This is a genomic window from Vibrio mangrovi (assembly GCF_024346955.1).
Taxonomy (GTDB): domain Bacteria; phylum Pseudomonadota; class Gammaproteobacteria; order Enterobacterales; family Vibrionaceae; genus Vibrio; species Vibrio mangrovi.
The window spans coordinates 1,927,928-1,947,081 of the sequence record NZ_AP024883.1; the positions used below are offsets into that span (position 1 = coordinate 1,927,928).

18 protein-coding genes are annotated in these 19,154 nt (G+C 44.7%); 10 read left to right on the plus strand and 8 right to left on the minus strand.

Going from position 1 to position 19,154, the window contains the following annotated elements; genetic code table 11:
* Nucleotides 1–57: 57 nt before the first annotated feature.
* The 4 genes from OCU74_RS08650 (at nucleotide 58) to OCU74_RS08665 (ending at nucleotide 4,672) form a co-directional block, all read left to right on the plus strand.
* Nucleotides 58–978, plus strand: a complete 921-nt coding sequence (locus tag OCU74_RS08650) for a LysR family transcriptional regulator (protein WP_087479338.1) — start codon at nucleotides 58–60, stop codon at nucleotides 976–978.
* Between the two features lie 377 nt (nucleotides 979–1,355).
* Nucleotides 1,356–3,011 carry a methyl-accepting chemotaxis protein gene (locus OCU74_RS08655; protein ID WP_087479339.1) on the plus strand — a complete coding sequence of 552 codons (1,656 nt, stop codon included), beginning with the start codon at nucleotides 1,356–1,358 and terminating at the stop codon, nucleotides 3,009–3,011.
* Between the two features lie 535 nt (nucleotides 3,012–3,546).
* Entirely contained in the window at nucleotides 3,547–4,263 is a 717-nt protein-coding gene (locus tag OCU74_RS08660) for a DUF554 domain-containing protein (RefSeq protein WP_087479341.1), read from the plus strand.
* Nucleotides 4,264–4,300: 37 nt separating this feature from the next.
* Nucleotides 4,301–4,672 (plus strand): DnaJ family domain-containing protein, encoded by a 372-nt coding sequence (locus OCU74_RS08665; protein WP_087479342.1) that lies wholly within the window; start codon nucleotides 4,301–4,303, stop codon nucleotides 4,670–4,672.
* Nucleotides 4,673–4,727: 55 nt separating this feature from the next.
* Here OCU74_RS08665 and citG read toward each other — a convergent pair whose 3' ends face one another.
* The 6 genes from citG to citC are packed head-to-tail and all read right to left on the minus strand — an operon-like array spanning nucleotide 4,728 to nucleotide 10,008.
* On the minus strand, nucleotides 4,728–5,693 hold the full coding sequence (gene citG / locus OCU74_RS08670) for a triphosphoribosyl-dephospho-CoA synthase CitG (protein ID WP_087479343.1): 966 nt from the start codon (nucleotides 5,691–5,693) through the stop codon (nucleotides 4,728–4,730).
* Nucleotides 5,671–6,207 (minus strand): citrate lyase holo-[acyl-carrier protein] synthase, encoded by a 537-nt coding sequence (gene citX / locus OCU74_RS08675; RefSeq protein WP_087479344.1) that lies wholly within the window; start codon nucleotides 6,205–6,207, stop codon nucleotides 5,671–5,673. The genes citG and citX overlap by 23 nt, the downstream gene beginning before the upstream one ends.
* Complete coding sequence (citF, locus tag OCU74_RS08680) at nucleotides 6,204–7,730, minus strand: citrate lyase subunit alpha (RefSeq protein WP_087479345.1); 1,527 nt, start codon at nucleotides 7,728–7,730, stop codon at nucleotides 6,204–6,206. Before citF ends, citX begins: the two co-directional genes overlap by 4 nt.
* A gap of 12 nt (nucleotides 7,731–7,742) precedes the next feature.
* The gene (gene citE / locus OCU74_RS08685) at nucleotides 7,743–8,618 is read right to left on the minus strand and encodes a citrate (pro-3S)-lyase subunit beta (RefSeq protein ID WP_200807649.1); all 876 of its coding nucleotides are present in this window, start codon (nucleotides 8,616–8,618) and stop codon (nucleotides 7,743–7,745) included.
* Complete coding sequence (gene citD / locus OCU74_RS08690) at nucleotides 8,615–8,911, minus strand: citrate lyase acyl carrier protein (protein WP_087479347.1); 297 nt, start codon at nucleotides 8,909–8,911, stop codon at nucleotides 8,615–8,617. The genes citE and citD overlap by 4 nt, the downstream gene beginning before the upstream one ends.
* A 44-nt stretch (nucleotides 8,912–8,955) precedes the next feature.
* Nucleotides 8,956–10,008, minus strand: a complete 1,053-nt coding sequence (gene citC / locus OCU74_RS08695) for a [citrate (pro-3S)-lyase] ligase (RefSeq protein ID WP_087479348.1) — start codon at nucleotides 10,006–10,008, stop codon at nucleotides 8,956–8,958.
* 280 nt (nucleotides 10,009–10,288) lie between these two features.
* Between citC and citS the strand changes: the two genes are divergently transcribed.
* The 6 genes from citS to OCU74_RS08725 all read left to right on the plus strand — a co-directional run bounded on the left by citS (nucleotide 10,289) and on the right by OCU74_RS08725 (nucleotide 17,607).
* The gene (gene citS / locus OCU74_RS08700; RefSeq protein WP_087479349.1) at nucleotides 10,289–11,638 is read left to right on the plus strand and encodes a citrate/sodium symporter CitS; all 1,350 of its coding nucleotides are present in this window, start codon (nucleotides 10,289–10,291) and stop codon (nucleotides 11,636–11,638) included.
* Nucleotides 11,639–11,700: 62 nt separating this feature from the next.
* On the plus strand, nucleotides 11,701–11,961 hold the full coding sequence (locus OCU74_RS08705; RefSeq protein WP_087479350.1) for an OadG family protein: 261 nt from the start codon (nucleotides 11,701–11,703) through the stop codon (nucleotides 11,959–11,961).
* A 13-nt stretch (nucleotides 11,962–11,974) separates the two neighbouring features.
* Entirely contained in the window at nucleotides 11,975–13,783 is a 1,809-nt protein-coding gene (gene oadA / locus OCU74_RS08710; protein WP_087479351.1) for a sodium-extruding oxaloacetate decarboxylase subunit alpha, read from the plus strand.
* A 14-nt stretch (nucleotides 13,784–13,797) separates the two neighbouring features.
* Nucleotides 13,798–15,099, plus strand: a complete 1,302-nt coding sequence (locus OCU74_RS08715; RefSeq protein ID WP_087479352.1) for a sodium ion-translocating decarboxylase subunit beta — start codon at nucleotides 13,798–13,800, stop codon at nucleotides 15,097–15,099.
* A gap of 181 nt (nucleotides 15,100–15,280) precedes the next feature.
* Nucleotides 15,281–16,927 (plus strand): ATP-binding protein, encoded by a 1,647-nt coding sequence (locus OCU74_RS08720; RefSeq protein ID WP_087479353.1) that lies wholly within the window; start codon nucleotides 15,281–15,283, stop codon nucleotides 16,925–16,927.
* Complete coding sequence (locus OCU74_RS08725; RefSeq protein WP_200807677.1) at nucleotides 16,927–17,607, plus strand: response regulator; 681 nt, start codon at nucleotides 16,927–16,929, stop codon at nucleotides 17,605–17,607. The genes OCU74_RS08720 and OCU74_RS08725 overlap by 1 nt, the downstream gene beginning before the upstream one ends.
* 6 nt (nucleotides 17,608–17,613) lie before the next feature.
* Here OCU74_RS08725 and OCU74_RS08730 read toward each other — a convergent pair whose 3' ends face one another.
* Together OCU74_RS08730 and pncA are read right to left on the minus strand one after the other, a co-directional pair.
* Complete coding sequence (locus OCU74_RS08730) at nucleotides 17,614–18,156, minus strand: macro domain-containing protein (protein WP_087479355.1); 543 nt, start codon at nucleotides 18,154–18,156, stop codon at nucleotides 17,614–17,616.
* Nucleotides 18,157–18,190: 34 nt separating this feature from the next.
* Nucleotides 18,191–18,808, minus strand: coding sequence for a bifunctional nicotinamidase/pyrazinamidase (pncA, locus tag OCU74_RS08735; RefSeq protein WP_087479356.1), 618 nt, complete (start codon nucleotides 18,806–18,808; stop codon nucleotides 18,191–18,193).
* Nucleotides 18,809–19,154 lie beyond the last annotated feature (346 nt).

Sequence of the window (19,154 nt, forward strand, 5' to 3'; positions counted from 1 at the left end):
GGCACCAAAATGGTTATATTCTCGATAGTTATAGAAAAATAGCTCGGAGGAACACGAATGGCTGCGATCCACCACCTGACTGCACCCGCACTACGATATTTTCTCGAAGTAGCCCGATCCGGATCTATCCGGGAGGCTTCAACTCACCTTAATGTTGCAACCAGTGCGATTAGCAGACAAATCTCAAACCTAGAAAATTTATTAGGAACTTCCCTGTTTGAACGACGTCCCAGAGGGATGGTTCTGAGTGCATCAGGAGAACTATTGGCTGCTTATGCACGGAAAGTCCTGCTGGAAACGGACCGGATTCTCGGAGAAATAGAATCACTGGAAGGACTCCAGAGAGGTAAAGTAGTGCTGGCAAGCACCGAAGGGTTTGCCATGGAGTTTCTCCCGTTGTGTATCGGACAGTATCAGGAAAAATTCAAAGGGATACAGTTTCAGATCGATGTCCGTTCTCCGGGAGGTGTATCTGAATCTATCCGCAATGGAGAGGCAGATATCGGGCTGACTTTCAGTATTCAGCCCAGTCAGGAAATCAAGGTAGTTCATACCCAGCCTGCGCCGATTATGGCCATTGTTCCTCCGGGTCATCCACTCTCGGAAAAAAAGAAAGTCAGTCTAACGCAAATTACAGCCTATCCACTGGCCCTTCCCCATGCCGACACTACCGTACGGCAATTGTTCGATATCTGTACCAGTCAGCAGCAACTCCGTTATGAACCGGCACTCATCAGCAGTTATATGTCGGCTCTCAATCAATTCACTATCAGCGGTGCCGGAATTTCACTTTCCGGTGAAATATCTGTCCGGCGTTTGATACAGAGTGGTTTTGTCAAAGCCATTCCAATCACCGATCGGGGTATGGGGATCAGGAATACTGAAGTACAGGTTCTTACAGGAAGAACGCTTCCGAAAGCTGTTTCCTCGTTTCTGGATTACCTGATCACACAAATTCAGACAGAGCCACAGATCTGACCAGAGGAAAAGCAGGGTTCCACAAATCTCAAAAATGAGATATTGCTTCATAGTTTGCAATGTAATGCCAAGTAAACATAAATATAAATGTGCCATTCATGACGGATTTGTACTTCTAACCTAATAAAAATAAAGGAAAGATTTAAAATATAGTGGCAGTTTGAATTTCTCCTTATTAAACAATAAAGTAGCTAGGTGATGGTATACATCACGAACAACATACAAGCCAACCGTATCATTATGAGTCTCACCGGAAATCTATTCATTCAGTATTCCATATAGTTCTTGGAAACATTGAACTTGTGCGCAGTAGATAGTGTACAAAATTCAGACTACCGATTTTCCGATGACTTTATTTCACTCAGTAGGAAATGTGAATGTTTCAGAATCGTCTCACCTTAAAATTACGACTGATTATTGCTGTTGCAATTCCTTGTATTGCGCTGGTTCTCGTCGGTATCAATAGCCTCCATAAAATGGCCAATATCCAACATCAGTCCGAACAACTCTATGTCAACACGGCAGAACCTTTACGGGCGATGGCGGAAGCTTCATCCCGGATCCCGAGAATGCGGGTCGGTATCGATATGATGCTAATGCAGGACACATCCCTGAAAGATAAAAAAAGCATTCAGAAACGAGTTGAAGAAGCCCATCAGGAAGATATTCCTGAAATGCGTCAGGCAATGCAGCTGGCCGTAGATACTCAGGTTGACCCGGCACTCAAACGTGATGCACTGAAGTTGCAAAAAGACTATGAAGACATGATCACTCAGGCATTAAATCCGCTTCTGGATGCCTTGGGACAAAACGATCTGGAAGCAGCCAGAGACATCTATAAAACTCGCTATGTCGGTTATTACAATACAACCCGCAAAGCCTCAAACAAGTTACTTGATGCCCTGTTGACACAGGCGCAAAAACACAATCAAACCGGTGTTGATACCTACAGTCAGGCCCAAATGATGATGATCATCACTATTGCACTGAGTCTGCTGGCTTCTATTATTGTATCGACATGGATCGTAATCCAACTGAGAAAACGGGTCGATTCCCTTAAAAATTCAATCACTTATGCAGCAGACAATCTGGCTCTGCATACACGCATCAATCTATCCGGTCAGGATGAGATCAGTCAGATTGCTGAAAGCTTCAACCGGTTTATAGAAAAAATCCACACTTCTATGCGTGCCCTTTCCGATAGTGCCCGGGAGCTTGCAGAAACAGCACAGGATGTTGCACAACAATCCAAGCTGACACATAACAACTGTACCCGTCAGAGTGAACGTATTATTCAGGTGGCAACAGCAATTACTGAGATGGGAAGTACTGTCAGTGAGATTGCAGCAAATGCTGCCGGAGCAGCCGAGACAGCACATCAGGCAACTCAACAGACATCAGAAAGCAACCAGATTGTCATGCGCTCCCAGCAGGAGATTGAAGCATTGACCGAGACCTTAGATCAGTCAAGTGAAGTGGTACAGTCACTCAGCCATCAGGTCGAAGATATCAGTACCATTCTTGATACAATCCGGGGAATTTCTGAACAGACGAATCTGTTGGCGCTCAATGCCGCTATTGAAGCGGCCAGAGCCGGTGAACAAGGCCGGGGCTTTGCAGTCGTTGCTGATGAAGTCCGCAATCTCGCAACCCGCTCTGCTGCATCAACTGATGAGATTCAGGAAGTAATCGAAAGGTTGCGTAATGAATCTGCCCGGGCAGTTTCAGCGATGGAGCTTGGAAAAGACAAGAGTCAAATCGTTGTCGAACACGCTATGGCAACCAGTCATTCATTGCAGGAGATCAGTCATCACATTCATCAACTGAATGATCAAAACACACAAAATGCAGCAGCGACCGAAGAACAGTCTTCAGTGGTGGCCGAACTCGGTGAAAATATCGAGGATATTAATCTGCTCACCAATGAAACAACCACTCTCTCAGATAAAATGACCGATGCCAGCCATCATTTGCACAATGTTTCCCGGCAGTTAGATGAACTGGTTAAGTACTTTGATCTGGGCAAACAATAACCCGTAAAATCAGAGCGCGTTTTGTACTAATGTTCATTTTAATCACGATGAATAACCACACAAAACGCGTTCTCACTTCCAGAAAGCGTAAGAATTTTTATACTTTCTTATCGGTTAGCCACTCTTCTGTGACGATTTTTCCACAAATATATACATGAAATAAATAATTACCTAAGTTCTTATTTAACCGAGTGAATTTTTCTTTCCTACATCAGATAAATTGCAGTTATTTTATAAAATAAATAGTAAAGGGACTTGTCGTCCGGCAAATTTTTCGCCAAAATACAGACTCACTATGGTACTCAACACATAGTCCATCTTTTTTCTGGTTCCGGGTATTTCACCCCCTATCCAAACGAAGTTCTGTTCGACAGCATAATTCACAAAACTGTCCGGGAAGTTATCTCTCATATATCCGGCGTATGATGCCTATTGCTCATATTTTGGAAGCAGAATCCGTTGTAGGTCGCTCAAAGTGAGTTGCCTGGAATCCGTACGCTCATAATTATTATTTCACGGTAAAAGGATATTTCTCATGATAGGTCCCCTTGTCAATGCCTCGGCTATAATTCTTGGCAGCGGTATCGGCGCATTATTTGGCGACAAAGTTCCTGAACGGTTACAAACAAGAATGCCCGTTGTTTTCGGACTCGCTTCCATGGGTCTCGGTATAGCAATGATGGGCAAAGTCCAGCTTTTAGCAGCAGTGATCCTGGCGCTTCTGATTGGTTCAACACTGGGAGAACTGATTCAGCTGGAGGAACGCATCAAAGGCTTTGCCGGTCTGCTTAAACATGGTATGGGGAAAATTTCCTCGCCGCCTGACTCAACGATGCACCACCATGATTATATGGATAAATTTATCTCCGTTCTGATCCTGTTCTGTGTCAGTTCTACCGGAGTATTCGGTGCGATTAACGAAGGTGTCACCGGAGATCCTTCGCTCCTGATTGTAAAATCATTCCTGGACTTATTTACTGCAACTATTTTTGCTATCAGACTGGGGCTTCCGGTGGCAATGCTGGCAATTCCCCAATGCCTGATACAGCTGATACTCTACTTTTCAGCCAACGCGATCATGCCATTGACAACACCAGAAATGATTGCCGATTTCTCTGCTGTCGGAGGTCTGGTCATGCTGGCTACCGGTTTCAGAATTTGTGGTATCCTGACTTATCCGGTTGCCAATATGATTCCCGCATTAATTCTGGCAATGCCGGTTTCAGCACTGTGGGGTTATTTCGTATTGTAGTTATTATCATGCCAGCAGTTGAAAAGGAGTGTTCACCATGTCGCTGTTGATTGACAAGCTTGCAGAACGGCACATCCAGTCAGCACTGCAAAAAGGAGAGCTTGATCATCTACAAGGTTCCGGACAACCGTTAGCGTTAGAAGACTGGAGCCTGATCCCGGAATCTCTGCGAGTCGGTTATCATCTGCTGAAAAACGCAGGTTATATTCCACCGGAGCTGGCACAACGACAAGAAGCACTCCGGTTATGCGAACTTCTGACAACCGTTCAGAATCAAGCAGATGATGGTGAAGTTACCGATAAATTACATCAGTTACACCGACTGGAACTAAAACTACGAGTTCAGGGTATTGATACCCGTTTTATTCACCGGTATCTGAGAATAATTCAACAAAAAAACCTTCGATAGCAGCAGTCAACTACCGAAGGGCAACCACATCAAATGTGTTACAAATTCCATGAAACTAGTCTTTACGCGGGAAGATTTGCTCCAGTTCAGCAATTAACCAGGTCACAGCAAGTAAATCAGCGCTTCCCCCCGGACTTAAATTCCGTTCGATCAGGCAGCGATCAAACTGGCTCAATGCAGCTTCAATATCCGGAGCAGAAACTCCCCCGGCAGCCAATATACTGAGTGCATATTCCTGAGCATACTGTAATCCCGCCATTCCCCCTCGGGAAAGTAAGTTAGTGTCCTGATTATTGGCAACTAATACCAGTAATGTCTGCCATAACGCCTGCTCGGTCGAAAAACCCTGCTCAATACAGGATTGATATGCCGGTAAAGCATAAACCATAACCGTACTAAAACCAGACGCAGCCTCACCTCTGGCTCCGGTAACACCATACTGCTGATACAGTTTTTCTCCCTGAGTCACCGGTAACCGATGGCACAGATCTCTGAGTTCGTTCCAGACCAGATGTTGGCAACACTGACTCACCGCTTTACTGATATAGAGAGAATCAACATTTAACCGGTTCGCTTTTAACCAGCCGACAACTCCACATATCAGCCCCATAGAAAAAATCATTCCCTTATGCGTATTTACACCACTTGTCGCCTCAAACATTGCTGCTTCAGCCTCAATGCCAACTGGTCTTAGCATAGACAGTAGTGATGCCACCGGTAGATTGTGATGTTGCCATCCAGCCCGGACAAAACGGGCCATGTAAGGTGCCAGAGCATTGGCACTCTGAACGAATAAATCCAGATCCATATCCTGATGAGCACCCTGATTCACAGTATCGACCAAACCAGGTTTCGGTGTCAGATGGACTTCCAGCATCATGGCATGATAAGCCAGATTTCCAACCAGTTGATCAAGCGGAAACTGACCATCAATGTGACAATGTAACGCACCAATATTTTCAGAATTTAATAACCATTGTTGCTCATCAAATAATAGATCAATGACAGCACTCGTCTGCATGAGCCATTTCCTCTATCTTTGCTAAAAGATCCTGAAGTGGATGCCTACGGGAACGAGCACAGATAACAGCGTCTTCCTGACACAATAAGCACTTTCGCCGCCCTATCTGATATGCCTTTCTGCTAATGCTCTTCCCTTGTTTATCAATAACATCAAGGTCCATCAGTCGCCCTATCGGATGTGTTTTCTCTATTTGCATCATCTGTTTTTTCAGAACAGATGCACTCACTCCCTGAATCGCAAAGATTCCCTCAGGACCCGTTTTATCATGATGAATCTGCTGCGCCGATATTTTCCAGCCCTGCGCGCGGCAGGCGGCTTCTAATGCTGCCAGCCCTTGAGAGAAAACATGCTCACTGGTTGCATTGAGCTTTACCGGCCCCGGCATATTGATACTGAAAGAAACCAATGGAACACCATATGTTCTCAACCAGGCCAACTGGGTTTTCGCCCGCAACTCTTTTCGATCCAGTAACTCACACAGATTAACTGGTGTTTCTGCTATATGTGTCATTCTGCCACCTCTTTGATTACATCAATTACGGAACCATCCCGATAACGAACAAAGGCAATTGTTCTATCCGTGAACCGAATAGGTTCTGGTTTGCCGGTAATGAGTTCAGCCCGTTCCTGCAATGCATCGATAGAGAACACCGGAATTGAAATTGTCTTCAGCTTTTCGAGCAGATCTTCGCGTCTTGGATTAACGGCAATCCCATGATCCGTCACCAGCACATCAACTGAAGCTCCCGGAGTCACAACATTTGTTACTCGCTCAACAACGGTCGGGATCCGCCCTCTGACCAACGGTGCAACCACAATCGTCAGATTAGCGGCTGCAGCTGTATCACAATGACCACCGGAGGCACCACGAATGACACCATCTGAGCCGGTAATCACATTGACATTAAAATGCGTATCAATTTCCAGAGCACTGAGAATCACGACGTCCAGGCGATCAACCACTGCTCCTTTTGACGAAGGATTCGCATATTCATTGGCTGAAATTTCATGATGATTCGGGTTGCGGGACAAAGAGTCAGCTGCAACAGCATCAAAACACTGAACATCCAGCAATGTCTCAATCAATCCCTGCTCATGTAAATCAACCATCGTTGCCGTAATGCCACCTAAGCCAAATGATGCGACTATATTATTCTTTACCATTTTATCTTTCAGAAAGCGGGTAACGGCCAGAGAAGCCCCACCAGAACCGGTCTGCAGAGAGAAGCCAGACTTAAAATATCCGGAATGTTCGATCACTTCGGCGGCATGTTTGGCAATCAGTAGCTCACGCGGATTCTTCGTCATCCTTGTTGCATCGCCACCAATTTTATCCGGGTCGCCCACTTCAGGCACCTGAACAACAGCATCAACACAATCCTGACTGATCGAAGCCGGAGCATTCGGATAGTTGACCAACGATTCTGTCAGAATGACAACCCGATTCGCATACTGAGCATCAACCTGAGCATAACCAAGAGAACCACATCGTGATTTACCCTGAACACCATTGGCATTACCAAATTCATCACTGCAGGGAACACCGATAAATGCCATATCAATATGAAGTTCGCCACTCTGAACCAGATGTACACGACCACCATGAGAGTGAATATGGACGGGTTCTTTGAGTAATCCCCGAGAGATTTCTTCAGCAAGCTCACCCCGTAATCCAGATGTATAAATTTTGCGTACAACACCGTTGCGGATATGTTCGACTAATGGTGAATGGATTGAAGTAAGTGAACTGGAAGCCAACGTCAGATCTTTGAAACCCATTCTGGCAATCACATCCATAACTGCATTAATGGTTTTATCGCCGCCCCGGAATGCGTGGTGAAATGAAATCGTCATTCCATCGGCCAGACCCAGTTCCATAATGGCCTGTTCCAGTGATCCTTTGAGTTTTCTTCCTTTTTTAAATCTTTCCTCCGCCAGATGCGGCGTCATAGCATTCGGGCTTGTATATGGCGTTAACGAATGAACTTCCAGTTCATCAAGAGAAATTGGATTATTTAACGTACTGACACTCATAACACACAGCCTCTATTGTTTGATACCGGATTCAGCACGTTGCAATGTCCAGCGTGCACGTTCAATGATTGGACTATCGACCATTTTGCCGTTCAGAGAGACAACACCTAATCCCTGTTGCTCTGCTTCTTCAGCCGCTTCAATCACTGCATAAGCGTAATCGACTTCTTTCTGAGTCGGCGCATAAACGTTATGCAGCAGGTCTATCTGGCGTGGGTTAATCAATGACTTACCATCAAATCCAAGCTGTTTAATATGCTCAGCCTCCCGCAAAAAACCCTCTTCGTTATTGGCATCCGAGTAAACCGTATCAAATGCCATAATCCCTGCCGCACGTGCAGCCTGCAGAATACTGCATCTGGCGAAAAGTAATTCCGTTCCCTCCGGGGAACGGTTTGTCCTCAGGTCACGGACATAATCTTCAGCCCCGAGAGCAATACCGATCAATCGGGAAGAACTATGAGCAATTTCTACCGCATTGTTAATTCCCTGAGCACTTTCAATCGCAGCCAATAATTTCGTACTTCCGACTGCGCGGCCACAGGCTCTCTCAATTTCTTCAATCTGCCTTGCCATCAGAGTGACATCATGTGCCGTATCAGTCTTTGGTAAACGAACCACATCAGCACCGCCTCTGACAACGGCATTTAAATCATTCATACCGAATCTGGAGTCGATAGGATTCACCCGTACCACCGTTTCAATATCCTGGTACAAAGGATGTTGCAGCGCACGATAAACCAACATCCGGGCAGTATCCTTTTCCCGTAATGCTACAGAATCTTCGAGATCGAACATAATGGCATCCGGTTTATAGATAAAGGTATTACTCAACATTGCGGCATTGGCTCCGGGAACAAACAGCATACTTCTGCGCAGTCGACTCATGACAATAGACTCCAATCGATCTGTTCTACATCACAGGCCCGCATCACCGCAGCCTGCACCCGTGCCTGAATTACACAATCCAGAGCACCCTTATCTTCAATGGTTAAAATTGCATCACGAACCTGCAACTCCCGCAGAGATTCAAGAACAACTTTCCTGATTACTTCTCCGAATTGCTTTTGCACAGTACTGTCGAGATGAATAATGATGCCACCTTCATCATTAGGAACGATCCGAACCTGAAGATCACTGGACTCCAGAGTTCCTGCAAACGCTGGTTGTTTAATTTCCATGAGTTTGGCCTTTTTAATTTTAAATTCTCTACATGGGATGCCGTTCAGGCCGCAACAGACTTTGGCGTATTGTGGCGCAGAACATCATCACGAAATAAAATCTGGCAGGTAGTTTCCGGTACGAGTTCCGCAACCTGCTCATAGTCTTGCTGGATTAATAATTGACGTACTCTTGAAGCTGATACCGGCTCACCACCAATCACTTTCCTTGGCACTTCTATGATTTCAATAGCCCGAGGTAATGAAGCCGACGTTTCCAGCCAGTAATGCATCGATTCGTTATAATGGCTGGTCACCGGACAGAGCGGCTCTGTACCGACATACCGGTGAGTTATTCCCAGTGCAGGGACAATGCCGTCACGGAATAATTTAAGATCCAGAGCGGTATGACAGTAATTGATTTTTTTCTGATCTTTGATGAAATAGGTCGGAAATGTTGCCCGCGAGATCATATAATCCGAGCCGGGATGAACCGTGATATTTTTCAGATGTCGTGTCCCTTCCCGAATCATTTTCAGCCGTTCAGTATAAGAAAAATCTTTCCCTTCTTCCCGGACAACAAACAGATGAACCCAATCACATTCTGCGCAAGCTTTGTCTACAAGATACTGATGACCCAGAGTGAACGGATTTGCATTCATCACAATACTACCGATACGATGGCCGGAGACTTTCAACAGTTTGAGTTGCTGACAGTATGAACGGAAGCGGTTCGGACTATTTTCCATGAGAATCATGGCATCATCGACTTGAGCAAGCGGGAAAAAACCAGACTGGCGAAATAAATTAAAATTCTGAGGTTTGGTAAACAGAAACAGATTATAACGTCCCAGCTCATAAGCAAAATTAGTTAATTCTGTCATGAGTGTTAAAGAAAGCCCGCTTCCCCGGAACGTTTTCTCAATTGCAATCGACTTTAAAACTTTCCCGGCGATTGCCCCACAGGCTAATATCTGACCGGATAAATGTTTCCCTACAATGAAATATTCTACATCTTCATCAATATCCAGTCCGTTACTCGCCAGAAAGCTTCGAATTTTACTTATCTTGCAGCGATTCGTAATCGGAACCCGGGAAAAGGATATCTCGTCTAACATGCCGTACTGCCTCTGTATACCATACTTGTCACGGCATAGTGTGCGACTTTTATATCCATAAAATAATGATATGAATCACTTTATATGCGAGCTTAAAAACTCTTTATGAATTTAATGATTTAAATTACATATCTCATTGTTTTTAATAATAATCAAATAATAAAAACCATTAACGTCATTGATAATTTTAAAGCCACCCCATTCAATGAACTTTTTCACAATTATTGATCAATTTTTTCTCTAGATTGTTAAATTGAACATCAACCTACGGAAATTGATTATGAATGAAAAAACGTTACGAATAACAAAAACAAGTGACGTATCCAGCGGTCAATCGCTTCTGTCACAAATAAAAATATTCGGCATACCATTCCATTTGTTTGCCCTGCTATTTCTTGTAGTTCTGGCAGCACACGTAACTGATACACTACCAAATAATATTGTCGGTGGTTTCGGCTTCATGTTTGTCATTGGTGCAATCTTCGGAGAATTAGGGAAGCGCCTGCCTATATTCAATAAATATATTGGTGGTGCACCTGTTATGATTTTCCTTGTGGCAGCCTGGTTTGTCCATATGGGGCTGCTAACTCAGAAAGAAGTCTCGGTTGTCACTGATGTGATGAAAAAGACTGACTTTCTCGATCTATTCATTGCGGTATTAATTACCGGTTCAATTCTTGCCGTGAATAGAAAACTGCTGCTTCGTTCTCTGGTCGGTTATATTCCCACTATTCTTGCCGCAGTTGTTGGCGCATCTATTCTCGGAATTTTAGGCGGCCTGGCTTTCGGTATTCCTGTCGATCGGATCATGATGCTTTATGTTTTACCAATTATGGGCGGCGGTAATGGTGCCGGAGCAATTCCTCTGTCTGAAATCTATGAATCTGTCACTGGTGGCTCAAAAGAGCAGTACTATTCAGTTGCCATTGCCATCCTGACCATTGCAAACATTGTTGCGATCATCGCAGCAGCAGTTCTGAATGGTCTGGGAGACAAAATGCCTTCACTGACCGGTAACGGAGAATTGTTACGCAAATCGCAATTCAATGTCGAAGAAGATAACAAAACACCAAACATTACACCTCGTGAAATTGCTATTGGCCTGATGCTTGCTGCCTGTGTATACACCTTCTCAGTTTCATTATCCAAACATATCCTGCCCGGATTCGGTGATATTAAAATCCACACATTCGCTTACATGGTCATTATTGTCGCCATTATCAACGCTGTCGGTATTTGTACTGACGAAATAAAAGAAGGTGCCAAACGTCTCTCTTCCTTCTTTTCGAAACAACTGTTATGGGTTCTGATGGTTGGCGTCGGTATTGCTTATACAGATCTGGGTGAAATTATGAATGCCTTAACATTCACCAACGTCATCATTGCAGCCTTGATCGTATTCGGTGCAATTATTGGCGCCGCGCTGGGTGGCTGGTTCATGGGATTCTACCCGGTAGAATCCTCAATTACTGCCGGTTTGTGCATGGCCAACCGTGGAGGCTCCGGTGACCTTGAAGTTCTGGCAGCCTCCAACCGGATGAGCTTACTGTCTTATGCTCAAATTTCCTCACGTCTCGGTGGCGGTATCGTGTTGATCATCGCAAGTGTCGTGTTTGGTCTCTTCACTTAATACCATTCGACTTCATCTTTCAGCGCGCCATCCGGCGCGCTCAACCTGAAAGGTTCTCTTCAATGTCTGGACAATCACTATTTATGGAAGGAGTGAATCTCCTTGTCCTAGGGATGGGATTTGTTTTTATCTTTCTCGTTTTCCTTGTTTTTGCAACAAACGTCATGTCAAAGATGATCTGCCGTCATGTCGCTAAAACACAAACACCAGAAGTCCCACTTTATCCGGAGATATCACAACCGGCATCAATTGATGATGCTCAGCTTATTGCAGTGTTAACTGCTGCCGTTCACTGCCATCGTGCAAAACATTCTCAGTCGTAAAGGAGATATTTTGATGAATTCTGTTAAAAAAAGTATTGGTATTACCGATGTTGTTCTCAGAGATGCCCATCAATCTTTATTTGCTACCCGCCTCAGACTTGAGGATATGCTGCCGATTGCTGCTGAACTGGATGATATCGGTTACTGGTCTCTCGAATGTTGGGGAGGTGCAACATTTGATAGCTGTATCCGTTTTCTGGGAGAAGATCCCTGGGAAAGACTCCGGCAGTTGAAACAGGCGATTCCCAAAACCCCGTTGCAAATGTTACTCCGCGGTCAAAATTTACTGGGTTACCGGCACTACGCCGATGATGTAGTCGACACCTTTGTCGAGCGCGCGGTCAAAAACGGTATGGATGTTTTCCGGGTCTTCGACGCGATGAATGATGTCCGTAATATGAAACAGGCAATTCAGGCGGTGAAAAAAATGGGGGCACACGCTCAGGGAACCCTATCCTACACCACCAGCCCGGCCCACGATTTGAACACTTGGATCGATGTCGCTCAGCAACTGGCAGAAATTGGGGTTGATTCTATCGCACTCAAAGATATGGCAGGAATACTAACGCCTTACAGAGCTGAAGAACTGGTGTCTACGCTGAAAAAACAAGTCGGTGTCGAACTACACTTACACTGTCATTCAACTGCCGGGCTGGCAGATATGACCGTACTGAAAGCCATCGAAGCAGGTATTGATCGGGTTGATACAGCGATTTCATCAATGAGCGGAACCTATGGACATCCGCCGACAGAATCACTGGTTGCCACATTAGCCGATACACCATATGACACGGGACTGGATATTATCCGCTTAGAAAGAATCGCTGCTTATTTCAGAGACATCCGTAAGAAATATGCCTCGTTCGAAGGACAACTCAAAGGTTCAGACTCCCGGATTCTAGTTGCACAGGTTCCCGGTGGTATGTTGACCAACATGGAAAGCCAGTTAAAACAACAGAATGCACTGGATAAACTGGATGAAGTTTTAGAAGAGATTCCCCGAGTACGCAAAGATCTCGGCTACCTGCCTCTGGTGACGCCAACATCACAAATTGTCGGTACTCAGGCCGTCATTAATGTCATGCTGGGAGAGCGTTACAAAAATATCACGAAGGAAACAGCTGGCGTGTTGCGTGGAGAATATGGCAAAACACCGATGCCGGTTGATCCAGAACTTCAGAGTCGGGTACTGGAAGGCAAAGAACCAATTACAGCTCGTCCGGCAGACTATCTTGGTGCCGAAATGCAAAAGTTATCAGAAGACGTCGTCAACGAAGCAAGAAGCAAAAATATTCCCCTCTCTACTCCACCGGTAGATGATGTCCTGACTATTGCTCTATTTGGGCAAGTTGGCTGGAAATTCCTTGCTAACCGTAACAATCCCGATGCTTTTGAACCCAAACCGGAAGTAGAAGTAAAACCGGCAGAAACGGAATCAGCCAAACAATCGGCAGTCACTCAGAGTGGTCATGGCGTGTACACCATCACAGTCAACCAGCAAAGTTATGTTGTGCAAGTTGATGAAGGTGGAGATATCAGTCAGGTTACAACCACCTCAGTAGCGGCATCCTCACCGGAGCAAAAAGATTCAGCGACGGAATCAGCCGATGGTGAAGTTATGTCAGCGCCGTTAGCCGGAAATATCTGGAAAATCCATGCCCAACCGGGAGAAACAGTACAGGAAGGTGATGTATTGCTGATTCTGGAAGCAATGAAGATGGAAACAGAAATCAGAGCGCCCAAAAATGGTGTTATCCAGCGAATCACGATCAGTGAAGGTGATTCCGTGCAGGTGGGTGACGCTCTGTTGATGATTGCGTAACAAGGTAAAATGATATGAACCAAGCGATCGCACTAATCAATGACTTTGGCCTGTTCCATATCTCTCTGGGACAAACCATCATGATCCTGGTCGGACTGTTACTCCTCTATCTGGCCATTGTTAAAAACTTCGAACCACTACTTTTGGTTCCTATCGGTTTCGGCGGGATACTGGCAAACTTACCGGATGCAGGTCTGGCACTTTCAGCAATTGAAAACGCCATGCATGCAGCCAGGCCAGAAGTCATGGCTGAGTTTGCCCGGATACTCCACACATCCGCAGATTCTACCGAGATCGTCAAGCAGGCTATGCTCACGGCTACACCGAAACAACTGACAGAAATTCATCTGCTCGCTGAACAATATCAGTATAGTGATGGAATGTTATATCAGTTTTATAAAGTTGCTATTGCATCTGGTGCCGCCCCTCTTGTGATTTTCATGGGCGTCGGTGTAATGACTGACTTCGGCCCTTTACTGGCTAATCCCAAAACATTGCTGTTAGGTGCTGCGGCACAGTTTGGTATTTTCTCTACCATTCTGGGAGCTCTGGGATTGAGTAGTCTGGGAATAATGGACTTCAGTGTCGCACAGGCCGCATCGATCGGTATCATCGGTGGAGCCGACGGGCCAACAGCAATTTATGTGTCCAGCCTTCTGGCCCCTGAATTACTCGGAGCAATAGCCGTCGCGGCGTACTCCTACATGGCTCTGGTTCCGATGATTCAGCCACCGATTATGCGGGCGCTGACCACTCATGAAGAGCGGAGTATCCAGATGAATCAGTTGCGCCCGGTCCATAAAGCAGAGAAAATCTGTTTCCCTCTGCTACTGTTGATACTGATTGCGCTGTTGCTCCCGTCGGCAACTCCGCTGCTGGGAATGTTCTGCTTCGGTAATCTGATGCGCGAATGTGGTGTCGTCGATAGGTTATCCGATACGGCCCAGAACGCATTGATCAATACAGTGACAATTTTTCTGGGTCTTTCAGTCGGCTCAAAATTAGTTGCGGAGAAATTTTTACAGCCACAAACAATCGGCATTCTGACTCTCGGAGTCGTTGCATTCTGTGTCGGAACGGCAGCCGGAGTTTTGATGGCAAAACTACTCAACCGTTTTTCCACACAGAAAGTAAACCCTCTGATAGGTTCAGCGGGAGTATCCGCCGTACCGATGGCTGCCAGGGTTTCCAATAAAATCGGCCTAGAGACTAATGCACAGAATTTTTTGCTGATGCATGCAATGGGACCGAATGTCGCTGGTGTCATTGGTTCGGCAGTCGCTGCCGGCGTAATGATCAAATATGTACTCGGGTAGCTATCAGCCCGGAAATATTTCAGGGGTATTGTCTGGATAAACCCAACAATACCCCTGAATATATTCGAAATAGAATAATTCGGTATTCAGTGCTTAAAGATGATTTTTATAGACAACCATCAATTCTATTCATTGATAGAATCGATACACTAACCTGATAAAAGATAAGTACTTTACAGTCATGTTCAAAACGATTTTTCAAGTTGCTCATACTCAGATATGCCAGAAGCTTTCATTCAGACTCCGAGTCGCGCTTCTGCTGATCTTTGTAATTTCTATTCAGTTGACACTTGTCACGGTCTTTTTTCATATAACACTCAGCAAAAGTCTGGAACATCAGATCAGAACCAAAGCAGTTATTCAGGCCAGAGAGATCGCACATAACAAGGTACTGATTCAAAATATTGAACACCATAATGTTGAAGATATTCAGAAAACAGTCCGGGAACTGCAGGGTATTTCTGATGCTGACTTCATTGTCATCGGCAATAAAAAAGGTATTCGTCTGGCGCATCCTGACTCTGATAAAGTCGGTTTTCCGATGCAAGGCGGTGATAATGTCCGGGCATTAAAATATGGAGAATACTACTCTTCCCTGAGAGAAGGCAGTTTGGGATTTGCTATTCGCGGTAAATCTGCAATCATTAATCGTCAGAATGAAATTATCGGTGTGGTTTCGGTTGGTTATCTGGTCAATAGTATCAGCGACTGGCTGGCATTTTATTCTTACCCGCTTTTTTATGCTGTTTTTGCACTATTAATTTTATCGACTCTTGGCGCGTGGCTGTTCACAAAACATATCAAACAACAAATGTTTGATATGGAACCAGAAGAAATAGCCCTATCTCTCCGTTTACAAAGTTCAGTATTACAAAGTGTTTATGAGGGCATCATTGCGGTGAATACCAGTGGCGAAATATTGTCGGTGAATACCCGGGCGCTAAAAACTCTGGGAATTGTCCACCCGCCCAAATATCTCCTGGGCCGCATGATTACTGAGTTTGTTACTCCGGCTTCATTTTTTATGGGAACCGATCCACACGGTAAAGCCGATACCAGTGATCAACAGGATGAACTCATTACCTGTAATGGAGAAACCCTGATTGCCAACCGGGTGAATATCTGGGATCACGAAAAAAACATTGGTTGGGTTGTCAGTTTCCGGCGTCGGGATGATATCAATACACTGACATCTCAAATTTCACAAATCCAACAACATACGGAAAATCTACGGGTACTGAGTCACGAATATGCCAACCGGTTATCAACCATCGGCGGGTTAGTCCAGATTGGCGCTTATGATGAAGCGATTCAGGCAATTCGTAAAGAAACACAAAATCAGCAACAACTGATCGATTATATTGCCCAGACGTTCTGCTCGCGGATCGTCGCCGGACTACTTCTGGGAAAATATAGCCGGGCAAAAGAACTCGGCCTGCAGCTGGAATTTGATCCACTCTGCCAAATGCAAAAAGAACCACAAGGCATATCATCTGACGAACTTGCCGCAATTTTGGGTAATCTGCTTGACAATGCCTTCGAAGCTACCTTAAAAAACGATAACAGTAATAAAGTCATCTCTCTGCTTCTGACCGATGCTTCTGATGAACTCGTGATTGAAGTTGCTGATAATGGCACAGGTATTCCTGAAGAGATTTCTGATTCACTTTTTACCAAAGGCGTCAGTAGCAAGGAACAGCCGGGACATGGAATCGGTTTATATCTCGTTCATCGTCTTGTGACACAAGCCAATGGCACTATATTGACTGACCATGCTGAGCCCAAAGGTACTATTTTTTCTATTTTCATCCCTAACGTGAGTACATAATAATGGATGTATTTGATGTATTAATTGTTGAAGATGAAGTCAGTATTTCTGATTTTCACACTTACTACCTGAATCAAATGCCAAGATTTCGCCCCATCGGTGTTGCCCGCACTCTGACCGAAGCGCGCAATATGATCCGTCTTTTAAAACCACAACTAATTATATTGGATAACTTTCTGCCTGACGGACGAGGTCTGGATTTGCTAAAAGAAATGATCTCAGGCGGTAGTATGCCCGACGTTATTTTTGTCACTGCAGCTTCAGATATGGAGACCGTCAGAGAAGCTGTTCGCTGTGGTGTTTTTGACTATTTACTCAAACCGATTGCCTACGACCGTTTGCAGGATTCACTGGAACGGTATTTAAAATACACCAGTTCTCTGAAAGCTTCTGACAATTTCAATCAAAGGCACGTTGATGAGTTGCTGAACTTTCAGTCAAAAGCCCAATATCAGGACAATTTGCCCAAAGGTATTGACGAACTGACACTAGATAAAATAAAAGTCATCTATCAGGAAGAGGACGTTACCCACACTGCCGAGTCTCTGGGAAAACTGGTTGGTATCAGTAAAACAACAGCACGAAGATACCTTGAGTACTGCACGTCAACCAGTTTTCTTGAAGCAATCATTCAACATGGGCGGGTCGGCAGACCTGAAAGATTATACCGTCGAAGATAGAAATAGTTACGAGTCAGTCTGGTGACTGGCTCCTTTCTGAATCTGAGTCCAGGCATCTTGCCATAATGTATACATTTCATGACTGAAAAGAAAAAATGAAAGCTGTAACTGATGAAATTCCGGTTCACAGCACACCTTCAATGCGATCAGTGCGGCTTCATGAGGCGGATACCCATAAATACCACACGAGATTGCCGGTAATGCTACCGATCGACACTGATTAGCTAAAGCCAGCCGTAATGAAGCCCGGTAAGCTGATGCCAGATGCAATGCCGGAGCTGGATCGGTGTGAAAAATTGGCCCAACTGTATGAATAACATATCTTGCGTTCAGCTTTCCGGCCTGAGTTATTCTCGCTTCACCTACCGGACAACGGATACCATTCACATCCGGAAGCTGAGCACATGACTCAAGTAATGAAGCTCCGGCACCACGATGGATAGCACCATCGACACCACCACCACCTAACAGGCCGGGATTCGCAGCATTGACAATTGCATCAACCTGAGCCGAAACAATATCTCCCTGAATAAATTCAATATGTGCCATGTTCGTTTTCCTTCCTCAGGAATATAACGTTTGTTCAACATAACAAATCAGCCGAACAGACTAAATGACATCCGGCTTCAGCCATTTGGTTCAACGCATTTTCTTCATCGCCGGAATTCAGATTAACAGCACGGCAGGCATCCTGAATCACATAGGTTTTAAAACCCAGCGCTGCTGCATCAAGTGCTGTAAATAAAACGCAGTAGTCTGTTGCAAGCCCTGCTATATATAATTCACATGGATGAATCGTATTCAAATAATCATTAAGTCCGGTTGCCTGTTGCTTTCCGTTATCAAAAAAACCACTGTAACTATCAATATCCGGATGACTGCCTTTATATACGATATGCTCGATTTTATCCGTGGTTAACCCCGGGATAAATTCAGCTCCCCAGGTAGACTGAACGCAGTGATCAGGCCATAGAATCTGTTCAACACCATTAAGCTCAATTATTTCACCAGGAGACTGATGATGAACGGAAGCAAAACTGCCATGTCCGGCAGGATGCCAGTCCTGAGTGGCTATCACGTGGTCAAAGTAAGGCATTAACCGGTTAATCACAGCAACGACACTATCACCATCCGGAACAGGTAAAGCACCAGAAGGTGAAAAATCATTCTGAACATCAACTATAATTAAAGTTTTACTCACACCATCCTCCTGAATGTAACGATTGCTATATGACTGCACAACAAGAACTCACAATGATATATGACATATATCTGACACAGAATCGATATCGTTTATGTGATATGTATCGGTCGAATGCAACATAGAAAATTCACAGCGACCATACAAGTTTGTTACATAATTCGGTTTAAATTTATTGATCATATTGATAGTTTGTAACTATCTAACGAAAGGAACCAGATTTTTTACTGATTATTATCCGTCAAATATTATATGTGTCTATTAAATCGGCATGCAAACGTTAACGCTTTTACATCCTTCTGACGAGAGAGAGGAAAATTACGAAAAGAAAAACGAAGAAATTTTT